General features: G+C 67.0%; 14 protein-coding genes. 9 read left to right on the top strand and 5 right to left on the bottom strand.

All coding sequences use genetic code 11. The features are described from left to right. The first annotated feature begins 40 nt into the window (after nucleotides 1-40). The gene (locus tag C2862_RS02980; RefSeq protein WP_136218630.1) at nucleotides 41-1,399 is read left to right on the top strand and encodes a diguanylate cyclase; all 1,359 of its coding nucleotides are present in this window, start codon (nucleotides 41-43) and stop codon (nucleotides 1,397-1,399) included. Here the strand turns inward: C2862_RS02980 and C2862_RS02975 are convergent. Genes C2862_RS02975 through C2862_RS25640 form a run of 3 tightly spaced genes read right to left on the bottom strand, consistent with a single transcriptional unit; the run spans nucleotide 1,396 to nucleotide 6,142 of the window. After that, nucleotides 1,396-2,961: an FGGY-family carbohydrate kinase gene (locus C2862_RS02975; protein ID WP_136218629.1), complete on the bottom strand. Its 1,566-nt coding sequence runs from the start codon at nucleotides 2,959-2,961 to the stop codon at nucleotides 1,396-1,398. The two genes, C2862_RS02980 and C2862_RS02975, sit on opposite strands and share 4 nt — an antisense overlap. Next, a complete protein-coding gene (locus tag C2862_RS02970; RefSeq protein WP_229467264.1) occupies nucleotides 2,958-4,553 on the bottom strand; it encodes a glycerol-3-phosphate dehydrogenase/oxidase in 1,596 nt (531 codons plus the stop codon). The genes C2862_RS02975 and C2862_RS02970 overlap by 4 nt, the downstream gene beginning before the upstream one ends. Then, nucleotides 4,550-6,142, bottom strand: a complete 1,593-nt coding sequence (locus C2862_RS25640) for an FAD-binding oxidoreductase (RefSeq protein ID WP_136218627.1) — start codon at nucleotides 6,140-6,142, stop codon at nucleotides 4,550-4,552. Before C2862_RS25640 ends, C2862_RS02970 begins: the two co-directional genes overlap by 4 nt. A 74-nt stretch (nucleotides 6,143-6,216) precedes the next feature. Between C2862_RS25640 and C2862_RS02960 the strand changes: the two genes are divergently transcribed. The 4 genes from C2862_RS02960 to C2862_RS02945 all read left to right on the top strand — a co-directional run bounded on the left by C2862_RS02960 (nucleotide 6,217) and on the right by C2862_RS02945 (nucleotide 10,710). Then, nucleotides 6,217-7,275, top strand: a complete 1,059-nt coding sequence (locus C2862_RS02960; RefSeq protein ID WP_136218626.1) for an AraC family transcriptional regulator — start codon at nucleotides 6,217-6,219, stop codon at nucleotides 7,273-7,275. 75 nt (nucleotides 7,276-7,350) lie between these two features. Further along, nucleotides 7,351-8,562: a succinyldiaminopimelate transaminase gene (gene dapC / locus C2862_RS02955; protein ID WP_136218625.1), complete on the top strand. Its 1,212-nt coding sequence runs from the start codon at nucleotides 7,351-7,353 to the stop codon at nucleotides 8,560-8,562. An 18-nt stretch (nucleotides 8,563-8,580) separates the two neighbouring features. Continuing rightward, nucleotides 8,581-9,408, top strand: coding sequence for a 2,3,4,5-tetrahydropyridine-2,6-dicarboxylate N-succinyltransferase (dapD, locus tag C2862_RS02950; protein WP_136218624.1), 828 nt, complete (start codon nucleotides 8,581-8,583; stop codon nucleotides 9,406-9,408). 162 nt (nucleotides 9,409-9,570) lie between these two features. Further along, on the top strand, nucleotides 9,571-10,710 hold the full coding sequence (locus C2862_RS02945) for a PilT/PilU family type 4a pilus ATPase (RefSeq protein ID WP_136218623.1): 1,140 nt from the start codon (nucleotides 9,571-9,573) through the stop codon (nucleotides 10,708-10,710). Here the strand turns inward: C2862_RS02945 and C2862_RS02940 are convergent. Continuing rightward, nucleotides 10,700-11,014 (bottom strand): hypothetical protein, encoded by a 315-nt coding sequence (locus tag C2862_RS02940; RefSeq protein ID WP_136218622.1) that lies wholly within the window; start codon nucleotides 11,012-11,014, stop codon nucleotides 10,700-10,702. The genes C2862_RS02945 and C2862_RS02940 overlap by 11 nt on opposite strands. A 192-nt stretch (nucleotides 11,015-11,206) precedes the next feature. Between C2862_RS02940 and C2862_RS02935 the strand changes: the two genes are divergently transcribed. The 4 genes from C2862_RS02935 to C2862_RS02920 are packed head-to-tail and all read left to right on the top strand — an operon-like array spanning nucleotide 11,207 to nucleotide 15,621. Continuing rightward, nucleotides 11,207-11,563 (top strand): arsenate reductase, encoded by a 357-nt coding sequence (locus C2862_RS02935; protein WP_136218621.1) that lies wholly within the window; start codon nucleotides 11,207-11,209, stop codon nucleotides 11,561-11,563. Further along, on the top strand, nucleotides 11,563-12,699 hold the full coding sequence (dapE, locus tag C2862_RS02930; RefSeq protein WP_136218792.1) for a succinyl-diaminopimelate desuccinylase: 1,137 nt from the start codon (nucleotides 11,563-11,565) through the stop codon (nucleotides 12,697-12,699). The genes C2862_RS02935 and dapE overlap by 1 nt, the downstream gene beginning before the upstream one ends. 20 nt (nucleotides 12,700-12,719) lie before the next feature. After that, a complete protein-coding gene (gene prmB / locus C2862_RS02925; RefSeq protein WP_136218620.1) occupies nucleotides 12,720-13,610 on the top strand; it encodes a 50S ribosomal protein L3 N(5)-glutamine methyltransferase in 891 nt (296 codons plus the stop codon). Between the two features lie 19 nt (nucleotides 13,611-13,629). After that, a complete protein-coding gene (locus C2862_RS02920; protein WP_136218619.1) occupies nucleotides 13,630-15,621 on the top strand; it encodes an ATP-binding cassette domain-containing protein in 1,992 nt (663 codons plus the stop codon). A gap of 71 nt (nucleotides 15,622-15,692) precedes the next feature. On the opposite strand, the gene C2862_RS02915 is transcribed toward C2862_RS02920, so the two are convergent. Next, the gene (locus C2862_RS02915; RefSeq protein WP_136218618.1) at nucleotides 15,693-16,169 is read right to left on the bottom strand and encodes a chemotaxis protein CheW; all 477 of its coding nucleotides are present in this window, start codon (nucleotides 16,167-16,169) and stop codon (nucleotides 15,693-15,695) included. Nucleotides 16,170-16,197 lie beyond the last annotated feature (28 nt).

Genomic DNA, 16,197 nt, shown 5'->3' with positions numbered 1-16,197 from the left:
GATTTTGAACGAAATCAAACTCGTCACCGCGACAACCGCAATGTCTCCCCTCGCCCCCGCTCCAGCTGCCACGATGCGCCAGGCCGCCATCCTGATCGTCGACGACGCGCCGGCCCAGCTCGGAGCCATGCGCTCCATGATGCTGCAACAGGGCTACCAGACCTTTGTCGCCAATAGCGGCGAGCGGGCGCTCTCGATCGCCCAGCGCGCCCAGCCCGACCTGATCCTGCTCGACATCGTCCTGCCCGGCATGGACGGCATGGAAGTCTGCCGCCGCCTGAAGGCCCATCCGTCGACCTGCAACATCCCGGTCATCTTCATGAGCGCGCGTACCGAGACGGACGACATCGTGGCCGCCTTCGACATCGGCGCCGCCGACTACATCCCGAAGCCGCTGCGCCTGGCCGAGGTCTGCGCCCGCGTACGCGCCCAGCTGCAGTTCCGCCGCACCAGCATGTCGCAGCAACAGCAGGCCGAGCGCCTGCGCCTGATCGTCGACAGCATGGACGAAGGCCTGATGGTGATCGAGCCCTCGGGCCGCATCCAGTACACGAATCCGGCCTGCGACCGCTACCTCGGCTACGGGCCGGGCGAGCTGGCCGGCGTCGCGCTCGACGCGCTGCTGGCGCCCTCGGTGGCGCAGGAATGCCTGGACCTGTTCGGCCAGGGCGTGCGGGGCGGAACCGGGCCGAACGCGCGCGGCGCGCGCGAAGTGCTGATCCGCCAGCGCGACGGCATTCTGCGCGCAATGGACTTCACGCTGACGCCGATGGACGCCGAGCAGCCCCTGTTCGTCGCCCTGCTGCACGACATCACCCACCACAAACAGTCGGAAAACGCGCTGCAGCGCGCGGCGATGGTCGATCCGCTCACAAAAATAGCCAACCGGCGCCACTTCGACACCTTCCTGGACAAGGAATGGCAGCGCGCCCTGCGTTCGAGCCAGCCGCTGTCGCTGATCGTGCTCGACGTCGACCATTTCAAGGGCTACAACGACAGCCTGGGCCACGCCGCCGGCGACACCTGCCTGCAGCAGGTGGCGATGGCGCTGCAGTCGCATGCGTTGCGCACGACCGACCTGGCGGCGCGCTACGGTGGCGAGGAATTCGTGCTGCTGTTCGGCGAAACCGGCTTCGAATCCGCCTGCGCCATGGCCGAAACGATCCGCGCCCACATCGAGTCGCTGAACATCCCGAACCCGGGTTCAAGGACCTCGCCCTGGGTCACCGCCAGCCTCGGCGTCGCGACCATCGTGCCGACCCAGATCGACGACATCAAGGACTTCTTCGTGCAGGCCGACCGCGCCATGTACGCGGTCAAGGAGACCGGCCGCAACGGCGTGCGCGCCGTGAAGACCGGGGCGACGTTCAAGGCCATCGCCGCGGTGCTCGACGCTTAAAGCTGCTGCGGGTAGCCGGTTATCTCGGCGATCTGGTGGTACAGCGGCTGCAGCTGACGGTACATCTTCTTATATACCCGCTTGTAGAGCCGGTCATAGATCGCGCGGTTGGCCGCGATCGGCTCGAACACCCGGCCGACGCGCGTCATCGCATCCACGGCGCTGGCGAAGTCCGGATACAGTTTCAGGCCGACGGCGGCGTCGATCGCGGCGCCCAGGCCCGAGGTCTCGTACACGTGCGGGCGCGCGGTCGGCAGGCCGAAGATGTCGGCGGTGAGCTGCATCGCCGCGTCGCTCTGCGAACCGCCGCCCGAGACCCGCAACTCCGTGATGCGCACGCCGCTCCTCGCCTCGATCCGTTCCTTCCCTTCCCGCAGCGCGTAGGCCAGCCCTTCGAGGATGGCACGGTAGACGTGGGCGCGCGTGTGGACGTCGCCGAAGCCGACGATCGCGCCCTTCGCTTCCCGTCCCGGCACCCGGATGCCCGGCGTCCAGTATGGCTGCAGCATCAGGCCCATGGAACCGGGCGGCACCGATTCGGCCAGGCGGTCGAAGAGCTGCTCGGGCGCCAGGTCGCCGGCGAGCGCCTGCAGCTGCTCGTGGTGGCCGAACTGCTCCTTGAACCAGTTGACCATCCAGTAGCCCCTGAAGACCTGCACCTCGGTGCTGTACGCACCGGGAATCGCCGACGGATACGGCGGCACGAAAGGCGTCACCTCGACATAGCGGCGGCTGGTGGTGTTGATGGTCGCCGTGGTGCCGTAGCTCAGGCAGCCCACGTGCGGCTCGCGGCAGCCCGCACCCAGCACTTCGCAGGCCTTGTCGGCGGCGGCCGCAAACAAGGGCGTGCCTGCCGGGATGCCGGTCTGCGCGGCGGCCTCCTCGCCGATGCTGCCCAGTTGCGTGCCCGGCGGCTGCAGTTCGGGCAGCATGCGGCGCTCCACCGCCAGCGCCTGCCATTTCCAGTCGCGTTTCGATGCCCATTCGTGGCGCTTGTAATCGAAGGGCAGGTAGGCCACCTGCGAGCCGCTGGAGTCGAGGAAGCGGCCGCACAGGCGCCAGTTCAGGTAACCGGAGAGCAGCAGGAATTTATCCGTCGCCTCCCACACCTCGCGCTGGTGGGCGCGGATCCAGTTGATCTCGGCTTCGCCGCGGAAGAAGTCGATCGTGCTGGCGACGCGCGCCAGCTTGAAGGCCGTGCGCCAGAACGGGCCGATCGGCGGCACCGTCCCGGTCCTGCGCTGGTCGAGCCAGGTGATCGCGGGACGCAGCGGCTTGCCATCGACGTCCAGGTTGACCACGGTGCCGCGCTGGGTCGTCACGGCCACCCCGGCCACGGCCGTTCGATCGGCTCCGGGCTGCTTCCACAAACCCTGGCAGGCGCGGCACACCGCCTGCCAGTAGTCTTCCGGCTCGTGCTCGGCCCAGCCGGGCTGCAGCGAAAAGTAGGCCTGCAGCGGCACCTGGCTCTTGGCGACGATGTTCCCGCGCAGGTCGAACAGCAGCGCGCGCACGCTCTGGGTGCCGTTGTCGATGGAAAGGATGAGCGGATCGGTGTTCATGCGTGTGCTTGCCTTGCCGCGGGCGGCAGGCTGTAATGATTGTTCCAGGTCTGCCGGTAGGAGCACACTTCCTCTTCCCAGCGCGCGTCGTCCCAACCGAGTTCGGGCTGGCAGATGGCGCGGATGCGCGCCAGGTGTTCCTCAGCACCGCCGCGTAGCAGCAGGCCGATGCGGGTACGGCGCAGCAGCAGGTCGTCCAGGTGCCGCACCGCTTCCGCACGCGCGGCCCAGCGCAGTTCGGCCCACAGGGTGTCGGTTCCCGGGATGGTGTCCAGTTCGCCCTCGTGGGCGGCGTCGAGCAGGGCCTGGGCCTGCATGCCATGACGGCCCGCGAGGCGCCGCAGCATGGTGCCCGGCATGCGTCGGCCGGCCTGCGGCAGCGCGACCGGATCGAAGATCCGGCATGGCGACAAGCCATCGCCCCAGCCGGGCAGCTGAGCTTGTGCGAGACGCAGGGTGTCGAGCGCGATCGCGCGAAAGGTGGTCAGCTTGCCGCCGGCGACGCTGACGATGCCAGGACGGGAAGACACGGCGTGTTCGCGGCCCGCCTGCGAGGGCGCGCCGGCCGCGCCGTCGTCGAGCACCGGACGCACGCCGGCATAGGTGGCGAGGATGTCGGCCTCCTTCAGGCCGCATTGCGGGAACTGGGTCGTCAGGGCCAGCATCAGGTAGTCGAGCTCCGCGCGCGTGATCGCCGCCTCGCGCGCCAGGCCGTCGCGGTGGTCGACGTCGGTAGTGCCGACCAGGGTCGCGCCCTCCCAGGGGAAGGCGAACACGGGACGGCCGTCAATCGGATGCATCAGGCTGATCGCCTGCGCCAGCGGCAGGCGCCAGGCCGGGAGTACCAGGTGGCTGCCGCGCAGCGGGCGCAGGCGCGGGCCATCCTGGCCCAGCAGGCCGGCCCAGGCCCCGCAGGCGTCGATCACGAGGCGTGTGCGCACTTGATGCAGCGTGCCGTCCACGTCGTCGCGCAGCACGGCGCCGTTCACCCTGCCCGCTCCATTGAGCAGCGAGCGCGCCGCGACGTAGTTGAGCGCCTGCCCGCCGTGACGGCGCGCCTCGGCGAGCGTGCGCAGTACCAGGCGCGCGTCATCGGTCTTGGCGTCGGTGTAGATCACGCCGCCTTGCAGGCCTTCGCGCACCGTGCCGGGCGCCCGGAGCGCAAATTCGGTCGTCGGCAGCCAGTGCGCTTCGCGCCGTCCGGCGAACAGATCATACAGCGCCAGGCCGGCCAGCATGGTGCGGCGCTTGCGCTTGCTGGCGCCGTAGTCGGCGAAGGCGAAGCCCTGGGGCTCGACCAGGCCCGGCGCATCCCGCAGCAGCGCCTCGCGTTCGTGCACGGCTTCGCGCGTCAGCTTCAGGTGCCCCTGCGCCAGGTAACGCAGGCCGCCGTGCACCAGCTTCGAGGAGCGGCTGGACGTCCCCCAGGCGAAGTCGCGCTGTTCGACCAGCAGGGCTTTCAATCCACGGCGCGAGGCTTCGAGCAGGATGCCGGCGCCGGTGATGCCGCCGCCGACGATGAGCAGGTCCCATTCGCGCGCGCACAGTTCGGGCAGCGCCGCGCGCCAACCCTGCGGCCAGAGTGCGCTCACGGCATCACCAGCTTGCCCGGATTCATGCGCCCATCCGGATCGAAGCGCTTGAACAGCGCGCGCATCGCTTCCAGTCCGAGCTGTCCCTTCTCCGCTTCCAGCCAGGGCGCGTGGTCGGCGCCGACGCCGTGCTGGTGGCTGATCGTGCCGCCGCTGGCGACGATGGCTTCCGACACCGCGCTTTTCAGGCTGCGCCAGCGCGCGAGATCCGTCTCGTAGTCGCCCGCCAAACGATAGACAAAGGTGGAATACACGCTCGCGCCCTGCGGGTACAGGTGCGACAGATGGGTGTAGGCGTGCACGCGCTCCCCGTGTTCGCCCAGGGCCCGCGCGGCGGCCGCCTCGATGGCCGCCATGGCAGCGCTCACGCCCGGCCAGTCGAGCGCCGTCTCCACCGTGTCGATGGCATAGCCCTGGCGCCAGGCGGAGTTGCGCAGGTAGACGTTGCGGAAGCGGTTGTGGCGCCAGCGCTCGCCCAGGCCCTTGCCGATGTGGACGCCGCGCTCGGCGCGTGTAATCGAAAAGGCCGCGCGCAGGGCGGCGCGCGCCTGGCCTTTGCTGCCGCTGGCGCCGACCAGCAGCATGCATTTGGCATCAAAGCAGCCGCGCAGGCGCAGCCACCCTTCCAGCATGGCGACCTGCCGCTTGTGGCCGGCCAGCGCCAGCATGGTCTGGGTTTCCACGGCGTTCGACAGGCGCAGCATCGACAGTGGCAGGCGCGCCTGGGCCAGCGTGCGCACGGCGCGCTGGGCGCTTTCCCAATCGGGGAAGAATACGGCGTGGAAGGCCTCGAAGTCCGGCAGCTTGGTGACGCGCACGGTGGCGTCGACCAGGATGCCGAGCCGCCCTTCCGAGCCGAGCACCAGTTCGCGCAAGTCGGTGCCGGCGGCGGATGCGGGGAAAGTCGAGATCTCCAGCGTTCCTGCCGGCGTCTCGACCCGGCCGCCCGCGAATAGCTGCTCGATGCGGCCGTAGCGCAGCGACTGCTGGCCGGAAGAACGCGTGACAACCCAGCCGCCCAGCGTGGAATACTCGAAGGATTGCGGGAAGTGCCCGAGCGTGTAGCCGTGGGCGCGCAGCTGCGCTTCAAGGTCGGGACCGGTGACGCCGGCGCCGAAGCTGGCGAGCTGCGATTCGGTGTCGAGGTTGCGCATCGCGCGCAGGCGGCCGAGGGCGATGCACAGCGTGGGCTGCTCCCCCGGCGCCGTCAGGTGGCCGGCGACGCTGGTGCCTCCGCCATAAGGAATCACGGCGGCGCCATTCTCCGCCGCATAGGCCAGCAGCGCGCGCACCTGGTCCGCGCTCTCCGGGAAGGCGACGCCGTCCGGCACCGCGCTCAGGCGCCCATGGCGCAGGCGCAGCCAGTCGGGCAGGCTCTGGCCCAGCGCATGCAGGGCGCGTACCGATGGCGTCGTATCGACGAGTGGATGCGGCACCAGGCGGCTGGCGGGAATCGCAGCGCAGGCGTCTTCGAAAGTGGCGTCGACGGGCGCCTGCCCCGGCCCGATGCGCGCTTCCAGGAAGCGCAGCGCATCCGCATTCATCTCGACATCGATCGTCTCTTCGCCCCAGCCGTTCCACCTGCGCATGCGCCCGCCCCTCTATACTTTTATTGACATTCATGCCAGAGTAAGCGAGAACGCCCGCCGCGTATTGCTCCTTTATGACACTGCCTTGCTCATTTGCGCCAACCATCGTCTCGGCCCGGCGCCGGGTCACCGGCTCCTACCTGCAGCCCCTGCTCGACGCCGCCGGCGCGCGCGGCGTGGGCCCGCAGGCACTCGCACGCGCGGCCGGTCTTCCCGAGGATGCCCTGCAGCCGCTGCCCGAATCGCTGGCGGCCGAGGACTACCTGCGCCTGCTGGACGCCGGCGCGGCGCTGGCGCACGACGAGCACTTCGGCCTGCACGTGGGCGAATGCGTCAAGCTCGGCACCTACAGCGTCTATGGCCTGGTGCTGCTGGCCTGCCGCGACCTGGGCCAGGTCTTCGAGCAGACCATGCGCTACGAAGCGCTGGCGCACGATCTCGGCCGCTCGCAGCTGACGCTGCAGGACGAGCGCGCCGAGTACGCGTGGATCAGCCACTATCCGCAGGCAAGCCGCCATCTCGCCGACAGCGTCTTCGCCGGCATCCAGACTTTCGGGCGCTGGCTCGCAGGCGGGCAGTTGCCGCCGGCGCGCATCGCGTTCGCGCACGGCGGCGGCGCCGACAATACCGAATACGAACGCGTGTTCGGCGCCCTGCCGCACTTTGGCGCGCCCGCGAACACCGCGCATTTCGATGCCGCCCTGCTTTCTCTGCCGCTGCCGAACGCCGACATCAGCCTGTATCCGGTGTTGCAGCAACATGCCGAGCGCCTGCTCGGCCAGCGCGCGGCGACATCCGCTCCGCCGCCGATCGTGGCGGCCGTCCGCGCGGCGGTGATCCGCAACCTGGCGCAGGACCGCGTGCGCCTGCCAAGCATCGCGGCGGAGCTGGCGCTGTCGCCGCGCACCCTGCAGCGCAGGCTGCTCGATGCCGGCACCAGCTTCCAGCAGGTGCTCGACGAGGCGCGCCATGCGCTGGCGCGCGACTACCTGCGCCAGCCCGGCCTGTCGCTGCTGGACATCGCCTTCCTGCTCGGCTACCAGGAGCAGAGCGCGTTCACCCACGCTTTCAAGGAATGGTCGGGTACCAACCCCGGCGCCTGGCGCGAGGAGGCGCTGCGCGGAGCCGGCTAGCGGGGCAGCCTGCGCGTCGCTCGGATTTATCGGCATATAATGGCCGTTTTCGCATCGCGCTTACTGCTGACCGCCGTGAATCCCAATCTCGACAAACTCCACCCCTACCCTTTTGAGAAGCTGCGCGAACTGTTCGCCGGCGTGACGCCCAATCCTGCGCTGGCGCCGATCAGCCTCGGCATCGGCGAGCCGAAGCATCCGACGCCGCCCTTCATCGAAAAGGCGCTGATGCATGCGGTGGCCGGCCTGTCGAGCTATCCGAGCACGATCGGCAGCGAGCCGCTGCGCGCGGCGATTGCGCTCTGGCTGGAGCGCCGCTACGGCATCCCGCCCCTCGATCCGGCCACGATGATCCTGCCGGTGAACGGCTCGCGCGAGGCGCTGTTTGCGATCGCCCATGCGGTCATCGACGCCGGCCGCCCGGATCCGCTGGTGCTGTGCCCGAACCCGTTCTACCAGATCTACGAAGGCGCGGCCTACCTTGCCGGCGCCACGCCCTATTTCGTGAATTCGGACCCGGCGCGCAACTTCGCGCCCGACTACAATGCCGTGCCCGATGAGGTCTGGACGCGCGTGCAGCTGCTCTATGTCTGCTCGCCGGGCAATCCGACCGGCGCCGTCCTGAGCCTGGATGACTGGCGCGAACTGTTCGCCCTGTCCGACCGCCACGGCTTCGTGATCGCGGCCGATGAGTGCTATTCCGAGATCTACACCGGCTCCACCCCGCCGCTGGGCGCGCTGGAAGCGGCGCACCAGCTGGGCCGCCACGCCTACACCAACCTGGTCGTGTTCTCGAGCCTGTCGAAGCGCTCGAACGTGCCGGGCATGCGCTCCGGCTTCGTTGCCGGCGACCCGGCCGTGATGAAGAAATTCCTGCTCTACCGCACCTACTGCGGCGGCGCGATGTCGCCGGTGGTGCAGGCGGCCTCGATCGCGGCCTGGGGCGACGAAGCCCACGTGCAGGACAACCGCAACCTGTACAAGGAAAAGTTCCACCTGATTACCCCGCTGCTGCGCGAGGTGATGGACGTCGAGCTGCCGGACGCCGGCTTCTACCTGTGGGCCGACGTGCGCCGCACCGGCTTGTCGGACACCGAGTTCGCACGCCGGCTGTACGCCGAATATAATGTGACGGTTCTGCCCGGATCCTACCTCGCGCGCGACGCGCACGGGACCAATCCGGGCCGCAACCGCATCCGCATGGCGCTGGTGGCGGGCGTGGACGAGGGGCTGGAAGCGGCCAATCGCATCGTCCAGTTCTGCCAGTCCCTGCGCAAAGATTCCTGAAACCGAGATTATTCCATCATGACCCAACAACTCCAGAACATCATCGACACCGCGTGGGAACAGCGCGCGGACTTCAGCCCATCGACCGCTCCGGCCGACGTGCGCAACGCCGTGGCCGAAGTGCTGGCTGGCCTCGACGCGGGCACCCTGCGCGTGGCGCAAAAGGAAGGCGGCGACTGGATCGTCAATCAGTGGATCAAGAAGGCCGTGCTGCTGTCGTTCCGCCTGGAGAACAACGTGCCTGTCGAAGGTGGCGGCGGCATGCAGTTCTACGACAAGGTGCCGACCAAGTTCGCCAACTACACGGCCGACGACTTCGCCAAGGGGGGCTTTCGCGTGGTGCCGCCGGCCGTTGCGCGCCGCGGCTCCTTCATCGGCAAGAACGTGGTGCTGATGCCGTCCTACGTCAACATCGGCGCCTACGTCGATGAAGGCACCATGGTCGACACCTGGGCCACCGTCGGTTCCTGCGCTCAGATCGGCAAGAACGTCCACCTGTCGGGCGGCGTCGGCATCGGCGGCGTACTGGAGCCGATGCAGGCCAACCCGACCATCATCGAAGACAACTGCTTCATCGGCGCCCGTTCGGAAATCGTCGAAGGCGTGATCGTCGAAGAGAACTCGGTGATCTCGATGGGCGTGTACATCGGCCAGTCGACCAAGATCTACAACCGCGAAACGGGCGAAGTGACGTACGGCCGCGTGCCTTCGGGTTCGGTCGTGGTATCCGGTTCGCTGCCTTCGGCCGACGGCAAGTACAGCCTGTACTGCGCCGTGATCGTCAAGCGCGTGGATGCGCAGACGCGCTCGAAGACCGGCATCAACGAGCTGCTGCGCGGGATCTGATTTCCGTTTCGACGGATTGAACGTGCGTTGAACGCGTGGGCGGGGAACCCGCCCACCCTACATCCTTGATCGAAGGGACGTAGGGTGGGCGGGTCTCCCGCACACGCGTTCAACCGGCCGCTGATTCATCACACAACATCGCACCACCCGGGAGAACACCACATGGCCATGGACCGCCTGTTCCAGCTCATGAAAGAAAAAAACGCGTCGGACATGTTCTTCGCCGTGAATTCTCCCGTCCACATCAAGATCAACGGGAACCTCATCCCGATCAACCAGCACAAGCTCGACCGCGACAACATCGATTCGCTGCTGAACGAAGTCACGACGCCCGAACAGCTGGAAGAACTAAACCGCAGCAACGAACTCAATACCGGCATCTCCGTGCCGAATCTGGGGCGCTTCCGCCTGTCCGCTTTCCGCCAGCGCGGCAGCGTCTCGGCCGTGTTCCGCTTCGTGCCGGCCACGATCCCGCCGCTGGGCGAGCTCGGCCTGCCGCCGGTACTGGCGGAACTGATCATGGAAAAGCGCGGCCTGCTGCTGGTCGTGGGCGCGACCGGTTCCGGCAAGTCGACCACCATCGCGTCGATGCTCGACTACCGCAACGAACAGCGCACCGGCCACATCCTGACCCTGGAAGACCCGATCGAGTACCTCTTCAAGAACAAGAAATCGATCGTCAACCAGCGCGAGATCGGCAGCGATGCCCTCGACTTCGAGCTGGCCCTGCGCAACAGCCTGCGTCAAGCGCCAGACGTGATCCTGATCGGCGAAATCCGTGACCAGGCGACCATGGGCGCGGCGCTGGCCTATGCCCAGTCGGGCCACCTGGTGGTGGCCACCCTGCACGCCAACAACAGCTACAACGCGCTGAACCGCATCATCGGCTTCTACCCGGTCGAGAACCGCCCCGCCCTGTTGCAGGACCTGGCGTCGGCCACGCGCGCGATCGTCTCGCAGCGCCTGGTGAAAGCGGCCGCCGGCGGCACGCGCCAGCCGGCGGTGGAAGTCATGCTCAACACCCGCTACATCGCCGACCTGATCGAAAAGGGTGAACTCAGCCAGATCAAGGAAGCGATGGACAAGAGCCTCTCGCCCGGTTCGCAATCCTTCGAAGGCGCGCTGCTCGCGCTGGTGCAGGCCGGCCTCGTCACCCAGGACGAGGCGCTGGCGAACGCCGACTCGGCGACAAATTTGCTCTGGCTGCTCAACAACGGGCCGGCGCAGGGAGCGCAGGAGGCCGCCAACAAGAAGGACGAGCCGCCGGAAGCCTCCTTCACCGAGTTCACCCTCAATACCTGAGCCGTTCCACCGTCACCTCGGTCGTAAAGGGCAGCGGTTCGAACTGCAGGTGCAACGACTGGTCCTGCGTGACGAATTCGAGCGGCCCGACCGAAGTCAGGCGCACCGGCTCGGCGCCATTCAGCCGTGCAAAGGCGCGGTTGCCCATCTTCTCGATGCGCAGCGTGTCGCCGTCGGAGAGCGGATACGTCCCGTATACATCGGCCATTTCGTGGGGCGTGTGGTAATACTCGGTGGCGCAGCCGGACATCAGCAAGGCAAGCGCAGCGGCCAGCGCAATCGGTAAACTTCGCATGACTTTCATGGCGGAGCTCCTTTCGGTAAAGGGGCCGCGGCATGCGGCTCCTCCCCCTAAGACATCCGCGCTGCCCGGCAGTTCGGTATCTGCATGCCCCGTGTGCGACATCTCCGCCCCGGATGGGCATATGCTATCCTTCCGCCCTTCCCGATTTACTGCGCATGCGGCAAGCTTCCTTGCCTCGACTGATTGACGCCCATGAACAAGACACTCTACGGTATTCCCAACTGCGACACCGTCAAGAAAGCCCGCACCTGGCTGCTTGATAACGGCGTCGATTTCAGCTTCCACGACTTCAAGAAGCAGGGCCTGGACCGCGCAACGGCCGCGCGCTGGCTCGAGACGCTGGATTGGGAAACCCTGGTCAACCGCAAGGGCACGACCTGGCGCAACCTGCCCATTGATCGCAAGGCGCTGGTCGTCGACAAGGCCTCGGCCCTGGAACTGATGCTGGAAAATACCTCGGTCATCAAGCGTCCGGTGCTGGAAGGCGACGGCCTGCTGTCGGTCGGCTTCTCGCCGGACGCCTACACGCGCCTCGTGGGGGCCGCGTGATCCGGACCTCGCGCACCCAGGAGCTGGCGGCCGAGCTGATCGCGCTCGATTCGATCACGCCCAACGACAAGGGTTGCCAGCAACGCCTGGCCGAACTGCTGGCGCCGCTGGGTTTTGCCTGCGAATCGATCGTCTCGAACGGCGTCACCAACCTGTGGGCGCGCAAGGGTACCGAGTCGCCCGTGTTCGTGTTCGCCGGCCACACCGACGTGGTGCCGACCGGGCCGGTGCAGCAGTGGACTTCGGAGCCCTTCACGCCGACGGTGCGCGACGGCAGGCTGTATGGCCGCGGCGCGGCAGACATGAAGACCTCGATCGCAGCGATGGTGATCGCCTGCGAGGAGTTTGTCGCTTCCCACCCCGACCATCGCGGCTCGATCGCCTTCCTGATCACCAGCGACGAGGAAGGCCCGGCCGTGGACGGCACCGCCGTCGTCTGCGACCTGCTGGAAGAACGCGGCGTGCAGCTCGACTACTGCCTGGTCGGCGAGCCGACCTCGAGCCACATCCTGGGCGACATGATCAAGAACGGCCGCCGCGGCTCGCTCTCGGGCCACCTCGTGATCAAGGGCGTGCAGGGCCACATCGCCTACCCGCACCTGGCACGCAATCCGATCCACCAGGCCGCGCCCGCGCTGGCGGAACTCGCCGCCGAGGTCTGGGACGACGGCAACGAGTACTACGCGCCGACCAGCTGGCAAATCTCGAACATCCACGCCGGCACCGGCGCCAACAATGTCATCCCGGGCCAGCTGACGCTGGAATTCAACTTCCGCTTCTCGACCGCGAGCACGGCCGAGGGACTGGAAGCGCGGGTGCACGCCATCCTCGACCGCCACGGGCTCGAATACGAACTCGAATGGACCCTGTCCGGCCAGCCTTTCCTGACGCCGAAGGGCACGCTGTCGGACGCCATGTGCAGTGCGATCAAGCTGGAGACCGGCGTGGCGACCGAGCTGTCGACCACGGGCGGGACCTCGGACGGGCGCTTCATCGCCCGCATCTGCCCCCAGGTGATAGAATTCGGCCCACCCAACGCCAGCATCCACAAGATCGACGAGCACGTCGAGCTGCGCTTCATCGATCCCTTGAAGAACATCTACCGCCGCACGCTGGAAAATCTCCTGGCAGCTTAACCAGAACACGCGAGAACAACATGACCACGACACCTTTCAGCACCCCGCGCGACCTGCTGCGCTATGCCGTTTCCCGCTTCAATGCGGCCAAGCTGTTCTTCGGCCACGGCAGCGCCGAAGCCTTCGACGAAGCGGCCTACCTGGTCCTGCACACCCTGAAGCTGCCCCTCGACCGCCTCGATCCCTTCCTCGATGCGAAACTGCTGCCGGAAGAAGTGCTGCAGGTGCTGGCCGTGATCGAGCGCCGCACGAGCGAGCGCGTGCCGGCCGCCTACATCACCAACGAGGCCTGGCTCGGCACCTACGCCTTCTACGTCGACGAGCGCGTGCTGGTGCCGCGCTCCTTCATCGCCGAGCTGATCCCGAACTTCTTCAGTCCCTGGGTGACCGACCCGTTCAGCGTGGAGAACGTGCTCGAACTGTGCACGGGTTCGGGCTGCCTGGCGATCATGATGGCCGACGTCTACCAGAACGCCGTGGTCGACGCGGTCGATATCTCGAAGGATGCGCTGGCGGTCGCCGAGCGGAACATCCGCGACTACAAGCTGGAAGGCCGCGTGAACCCGATCGAGTCCGACCTGTACGAGAACGTCCCGTTCAAGAAGTACGACCTGATCGTCACCAATCCGCCCTACGTGAACGCCGACTCGATGAGCAAACTCCCGCCGGAATACCTGCGCGAGCCGCAGATCGCCCTGCACGGCGGCCTCGATGGCATGGACCTGGTGCGCAAGATCGTGGCCGGCGCCGCCGAACGCCTGACGCCGGAAGGCATCCTGGTGGTCGAGATCGGCAACGAAGCCGAATACGCGGAAGCCGCCTTCGGCCACCTGGGCTTGACCTGGCTCACCACCAGCGCCGGCGACGATGCAGTGTTCCTGCTGACCGCCGAACAGCTGCAAAACGCTTAAGCCCGAGAATAGATACCGCATGATCCGCTTCCTGAACGTCAGCCTGATGCGCGGCACCAAGCCGCTGCTGGAAGGCGCCGACCTGACCCTGAACCCCGGCGACAAGATCGGCCTGATCGGCGCCAACGGCGCCGGCAAATCCAGCCTGTTCGCCATGCTGCGCGGCGAACTGCATGCCGACCAGGGCGAGATCGATTTCCCCGCCAAGTGGCGCATGGCCTACGTGGCGCAGGAGACGCCGGCGCTGGACCGCCCTGCCCTCGAGTACGCAATCGACGGCGACGTCAACCTGCGCCGCCTGCAGGCCGAACTGGAAAGCCTGGAAGCGGCCGAGCACACCCAGGAAAACGGCATCGCGATGGGCCACGTGCACAGCGCGCTGGCGGACGCCGACGCCTATACCGTACAGTCGCGCGCCGAGCAGCTGCTGCTGGGCCTGGGCTTTTCGCTCGAGCAGATGCAGCAGCCGGTGGCGAGCTTCTCGGGCGGCTGGCGCATGCGCCTGAACCTGGCGCAGGCGCTGATGTGTCCTTCCGACCTGCTGCTGCTGGACGAACCGACCAACCACCTGGACCTGGATGCGATCATCTGGCTGGAAGACTGGCTGAAACGCTATCCCGGCACCCTGATCATCATCTCGCACGACCGCGATTTCCTCGACGAGATCGTCAACGTGATCGTCCATATCGACGAACAGAAGCTCAAGCGCTACTCGGGCAACTACTCGTCCTTCGAACGCCAGCGCGCCGCCGCGATGGTGCTGGCGGCCAGCGCTCTCGAAAAACAGCAGCGCGCCAAGGCCCACCTGGAATCCTTCATCAACCGCTTCAAGGCGAAAGCCACCAAGGCGCGCCAGGCCCAGAGCCGCATGAAGGCGCTGGCCAAGATGGAAGAACTGGCGCCGCTGCGCGCGGCCGCCGAATTCTCGTTTGAATTCCGCGAGCCGCTGGCCGCACCGAATCCGCTGCTGGTGATGGAAGACGTGGACGCCGGCTATCCGCTGCTCGATGCCCACGGCGACAAGGTCGGCGGCAAGACCATCGTCAGCCGCGTCAACTTCTCGCTGCAGATCGGCCAGCGGATCGGCCTGCTCGGCGTGAACGGTGCCGGCAAATCGACGCTCATCAAAACCATCGCCGGCGAACTGGCGCCGCTGACCGGCCACGCCACCCTCGGCAAGGGCCTGTCGATCGGCTATTTTGCGCAGCACCAGGTCGAGATGCTGCGCCACGACGAGTCGCCGCTGTGGCACCTGGCGAAGATCGCGCCGACCGTGCGCGAGCAGGAGCTGCGCAACTTCCTGGGCAGCTTCAACTTCCCGGGCACCATGGTCACGAGCCCGATCGCGCCCTTCTCGGGCGGCGAAAAGGCGCGCCTGGCGCTGGCCTTGATCGTCTGGCAGCGTCCTAATTTGCTGCTGCTGGACGAACCGACGAACCACTTAGACTTGGAAACGCGCGAGGCGCTGACCATGGCGCTGGCGCAGTTCGAAGGCACGCTGGTCGTGGTCTCGCACGACCGCCACCTGCTGCGCGCGACGACCGACCAGTTCATCATCGTCGCCGACGGCCGCCTGCAGCCTTTCGACGGCGACCTGGACGACTACAAGGAATGGCTGTTCCAGACCAAGCTGGGCAAAGGCAACGAGGCCCTGCCGGGCGCCAAGCCGGCAGCCAAGGCCGCCGCACCCGCCGCCGTCGCGGCAGCGCCCGTGCCGACCGTCGACCGCAAGGAGCAAAAGCGCCTGGACGCCGAAGAGCGCCAGCGCATGGCCGCGCTGAAGAAGCCGATCGAGAACCGCATCAAGCGCATCGAGGAGCAGATGGCCAAGCTGAATGCAAAGAAGGCCGACATCGATGCGCGCTTGCTCGATTCAGGCATCTACGAAGCGGACAAGAAGGAAGAGCTGAAGAACCTGGTTGCCGACCAGGCCTTCTGCGCGCGTGACCTGGGCACGCTGGAGAACGAGTGGCTGGAGTTGCAGGAGCAGCTGGAAGGCCTGGCTGCGTAAAAGCGGTGGGCTCGGGGCGCCCACCCTACTGGCGGTGTGAATCGGTGGGCGCGGATACGTCGACAACGTGCTCACGCCACCTGGCGCTGGCTGTTCTTTTTGTCGATTGACATCAAGCGGTCGATGTCGACCAGGATCAGCCTGCGCCCCTCCGTCACCCCCAGCCCGATCAGGTAGTCGATCGCGCCGCCGTCGGCGCCGGGGATCGGCGAAATCTGTTCCGGCAGCAGGGTCACCACGTCGGTCACGCCGTCGACCACCATGCCCATCACGCAGGTCGACAGTTTGAGGATGATCACGTCGGTAGTCGGCTTGGTTTCGACCGGGTGGCCGCAGAAGGCGGCGCGCATGTCGACGATGGGCATGATCACGCCGCGCGACACGGCCACGCCCTCGACGAGCGCGCCGTCGGCGGCGAAACGTTCGAGCGACTTCAGGATGCGCAACTCCTGCACCTTGCCGAAATCGAGTCCGTATTCGAGACCGCCGAGCTTGAAGCTCAGGAACTGGTTGGGTGCCGGTGAAAATGCCATGATGTCCTTGTGCATGATGATTCCTTTCGGTAACAGTCATCAT

The organism is Massilia sp. Mn16-1_5 (assembly GCF_004798585.1).
Taxonomy (GTDB): domain Bacteria; phylum Pseudomonadota; class Gammaproteobacteria; order Burkholderiales; family Burkholderiaceae_D; genus Telluria.
The sequence above is the reverse complement of the archived record's forward strand: the minus strand, read 5'-3'. Positions and strand labels throughout refer to the sequence as shown.